Origin of the sequence: Collimonas sp. (assembly GCF_044339385.1) — a bacterium.
Classification (GTDB): domain Bacteria; phylum Pseudomonadota; class Gammaproteobacteria; order Burkholderiales; family Burkholderiaceae_D; genus Collimonas.
Genome location: NZ_JBIIVN010000194.1, coordinates 1 through 4,171, shown reverse-complemented (window position 1 = coordinate 4,171; position 4,171 = coordinate 1). Strand labels below are relative to the sequence as shown.

2 protein-coding genes and 2 tRNA genes are annotated in these 4,171 nt (G+C 53.2%); all 4 read right to left on the bottom strand.

What is annotated here, in order from left to right; all coding sequences use genetic code 11:
* Positions 1-310: 310 nt before the first annotated feature.
* The 4 genes from ACIQ0R_RS11635 to ACIQ0R_RS11620 all read right to left on the bottom strand — a co-directional run bounded on the left by ACIQ0R_RS11635 (position 311) and on the right by ACIQ0R_RS11620 (position 3,916).
* A tRNA-Arg gene (locus ACIQ0R_RS11635) sits at positions 311-385 on the bottom strand.
* Between the two features lie 936 nt (positions 386-1,321).
* Positions 1,322-1,397 (bottom strand) — tRNA-His (locus tag ACIQ0R_RS11630).
* Positions 1,398-1,498: 101 nt separating this feature from the next.
* A complete protein-coding gene (gene murI / locus ACIQ0R_RS11625; protein ID WP_395827543.1) occupies positions 1,499-2,365 on the bottom strand; it encodes a glutamate racemase in 867 nt (288 codons plus the stop codon).
* Positions 2,366-2,377: 12 nt separating this feature from the next.
* Positions 2,378-3,916, bottom strand: coding sequence for a fumarate hydratase (locus ACIQ0R_RS11620; RefSeq protein ID WP_395827546.1), 1,539 nt, complete (start codon positions 3,914-3,916; stop codon positions 2,378-2,380).
* Positions 3,917-4,171: the final 255 nt, after the last annotated feature.

Here is a 4,171-nt window from a genome sequence, read left to right as displayed (position 1 = left end):
CTGCCAGTATTTAGATGACTGGCTCACTGAGCAACATCAGGAAAAACAGGCGGCATAAAAGCCACCTGTTGGAAGACGAAAAATCGAGGGAAGCTCAGCAACAAGGGTTTCCAGCCATTTCCAGAAACAAGTTATAAAGGTTATGGTTTTCCCGAGGGGGACTTTATTTTCGACGGTGGCTTGTCTTCGAGTAGAAAAAAGCAACTTCAGCGCTGCACTTCCTGAGCTGGCCAGCAGACTGCTGTAATTATTTTGGTTACGCCAAAATTACGCCAACATTCCCTGCAAGGCACATGAAATAAGGGGTGTCTGGTCCCGCCAACAGGAATCGAACCTGTATCTAGCGCTTAGGAGGCACTCGTTCTATCCATTGAACTATGGCGAGACTGGATATATTTCCATTGAAATTTTTACTATTCCTTCTACGAAGCACTCATCCTATAAATCGCTTTGCAGACGGCCAGCGATACAAAATAATAGAGCGAGTGATACGTAGCAAGCATGGTAAAAATCGGCGTTTCCAGGCGTTCGCTTATACGTCGTAAAGATCATAAAGGTAGGTCTGTATAAGACATTCCTGACCAAAGCCTGAGCCGAAGCATGGGCACGACAACGCGAAGTCTGGATGGACCGCGGCGAAATTGTAGCAGAGCCTGGGGTACTTCGTGTTAATGAAGTGATAAAGACCTATCGGTCACTCCGGGACCAGCCTCGTCCCATCGCCGACATCGCAACAAAAATTACATACTGCGTCGCCTGTCTGATGACCTGGGAGACAAGCGCAGAGGCGCTTCGCGCCCGAAGCTTAGTTTCATGTTACCAACTATGCTGACAGCGGGAGAAGATGATGAAAAACTGATTCCGGGTTTGACCTCAGGGAGAACGCAACCTTGGTAGCCTGCGCTATTTCCCATGTCCAAATCTCTGATTGAGATCGGTTCAGGCATTTACCTTTGAAAGGCATGAATATAAAAATTGCATCGATACGATGGAGGGTGAGCTTCCCTCGATTTTTCGTCTTCCAACAGGCGGCATAAAAGCCACCTGTTGGAAGACGAAAAATCGAGGGAAGCTCAGTTATCAGCGCTAACACCTGTTTATTTACCCAGTATTTTTGTGCTAGAGCCAAGGGAGTACCCCGTATTTATCTGTGGTTTGGGGAGAGGGGAGAGATTCGCGCAATGCGCGCGCATGATAGGAGCTACAAATAAAAAAAGCCCATCGCAATGATGGGCTTCGTTGGAAAAATCTAATAACCGTTGGAAAATTCACGATATGAAATTACGTGAAACTCCTAAGTTATTGATTTTAATAAATTCGTTGGGGTGGCTGACGGGACTCGAACCCGCGACAACAGGAATCACAATCCTGGACTCTACCAACTGAGCTACAGCCACCATTGCCTCACTACTGCAAATACTGTCATGCTTGTTCAGCACTAAGACAGCTCGCTAGTATATAACGTAACCTGCCGGCTGGCAAATTAAAAAATGCTTAATCACGAGATTGCTGTCGTGTGGGCCATGCTTGCCACTTGCTGGATCGCTGGTTGTAGCTGGAGCAGGCTATTGAATGCGGTTTTCAACGCGGTTTGGCTGCCCGTAGTGAAGGCAGTCACATTGCCTTGTTGTTGCGGACTTTGCAACAGGGCGTTGTCGCGCAAGACTCTTGTCAACTGCCGGCTTGCGGCATCCCCGGTATCGATGATGGCGATTGGATTTGTGCTGAGACTGCTGGCGATATCTTCAATTAACGGTCGCACGAATGGGTAGTGGGTGCAGCCCAAGACCAGCGTATCTGCGCCTTGCCCCATCAGCGGGGCGATATGGCGTCGCAGCAGTTGCGCGGTCTGGGCTGAACGCAATTCGCCTTTTTCGATTTGGTCGACCAGGCCGACGCAGGCTTGCAGCGCAAAACGCACGCCGCTGGCGGCGCTGATTTGTTGCTCTAGGGTGAGTAGGCGGGCGCTGAGCAGGGTGGCTTTGGTTGCCAGTACGCCGACGATCTTGCTATGGCTTTGCGCGGCAGCGGGTTTGAGCCCCGGTTCGATGCCGATTACCGGCAAATTCGGATATGCCTCGCGTATCGCTTGGATGGCGGCGGCGGTAGCCGTATTGCATGCCACAACCAATGCCTTGATGCCACGTTGCAGCAGAAACTGCGTGACTGCCAGCGAGCGTGCCGAAATTTCCGGTTCGGATCTGTCGCCGTAAGGGGCGTAGGCGGAATCGGCAAAATACAAAAGATTTTCGTGCGACAGATTCTGGTGAATATGGCGCAGTACCGACAAGCCGCCGATGCCGGAATCAAAAATGCCGATGGGCGCAGCTTGCGCCATCGGCATTTTTCCAGTGTTGCTGGTCATCGATGAGTCAGATCAGATGGTCGTCACTGGAATTTTAGACAGCGCTACATGCGCAATCTTTTCCTGCCATTCCTTCGGCCCGGTGTTGTGTACCGAGATGCCGTTGGAATCGACTGCCACCGTCACCGGCATGTCCTTGACGTCGAACTCGTAGATCGCTTCCATGCCAAGATCGGCAAAGCCGAGCACTTGCGCCGACTTGATCGCCTTCGATACCAGGTAAGCCGCACCGCCGACGGCCATCAGGTAAGCCGACTTGTGTTTCTTGATGGATTCGATTGCCGCAGGGCCGCGTTCCGATTTGCCGATCATCGAGATCAGCCCGGTTTGCTCCAGCATCATGCCGGTGAATTTGTCCATGCGGGTTGCGGTCGTCGGGCCGGCTGGGCCGACCACTTCGTCGCGCACCGGATCGACCGGACCAACGTAGTAGATCACGCGGTTGGTGAAATCGACCGGCAGCTTTTCTCCGGCGGCCAGCATTTCTTGAATGCGCTTGTGCGCGGCATCACGGCCGGTCAGCATCTTGCCGTTTAACAGCAGGGTCTGGCCTAGCTTCCACGATGCCACTTCTTCCTTGGTCAGAGTGTTGAGGTCGACCCGTTTCGATTTCTCGGTGTCCGGCACCCAATGTACCTCCGGCCATTCGGACAGCGATGGCGGTTCCATGAAGGCCGGGCCGGAACCGTCGAGGACAAAATGGCCGTGGCGGGTTGCCGCGCAGTTCGGGATCATTGCCACCGGCTTCGATGCCGCGTGGGTCGGGTGCATCATGATTTTGACGTCGAGCACCGTGGTCAGGCCGCCCAGACCTTGCGCGCCGATGCCCAGTGCATTGACCTTTTCGAACAATTCAATACGCAGTTCTTCGGCCTTGTTTTGCGGGCCGCGCTTGAGCAGGTCGTATATGTCGATATCTTCCATCAACACTTGCTTGGCCATCAGCATGGCACGTTCGGCAGTGCCGCCGATACCGATGCCGAGCATGCCCGGCGGGCACCAGCCCGCACCCATCGTCGGTACCGTCTTCATGACCCAGTCGACCAGCGAATCGGAAGGATTCAGCATGACGAACTTGGTCTTGTTTTCCGAGCCGCCGCCCTTGGCTGCAATCTGCACGTCGACGGTATTGCCCGGTACCAGTTCCATGTGCACCACGGCAGGTGTGTTGTCCTTGGTGTTCTTGCGTTCGAACTGCGGATCGGCCACGATTGAGGCGCGCAGCATGTTGTCCGGGTTCAGATAACCGCGGCGCACGCCTTCATTGACGGCGTCAGTGATTGAGCCCTTGAAGCCTTCAAAGCGCACGCTCATGCCGATCTTCAGGAATACGTTGACGATGCCGGTGTCCTGGCAGATCGGCCGTTTGCCTTCGGCGCACATGCGCGAGTTGGTCAGGATCTGCGCGATCGCGTCCTTGGCCACCGGATTTTGTTCCTGCTCGTAGGCGCGCGCCAGATGCTGGATGTAGTCGACCGGATGGTAATAGCTGATGTACTGGAGCGCAGCGGCTACCGACTCAATGAGATCTTCTTGCTTGACAGTGGTGATGGTGGTCATGGCGTTTCTCGGTAAGAAAACTTGGTAAAAAATCTTGGTAAGAAATTACTACTCTAACTCTAACTCTAACTCTAACTCTAACTCTAACTCTAACTCTAACTCTAACTCTAACTCTAACTCTGAGCTCCCCTCGATTTTTCGTCTTCCAACAGGTGGCTTTTATGCCGCCTGTTTTTCCTGATGTTGCTCAGTGAGCCAGTCATCTAAATACTGGCAGGGTGAACGATAGCCAAGCGTCGAATGCTG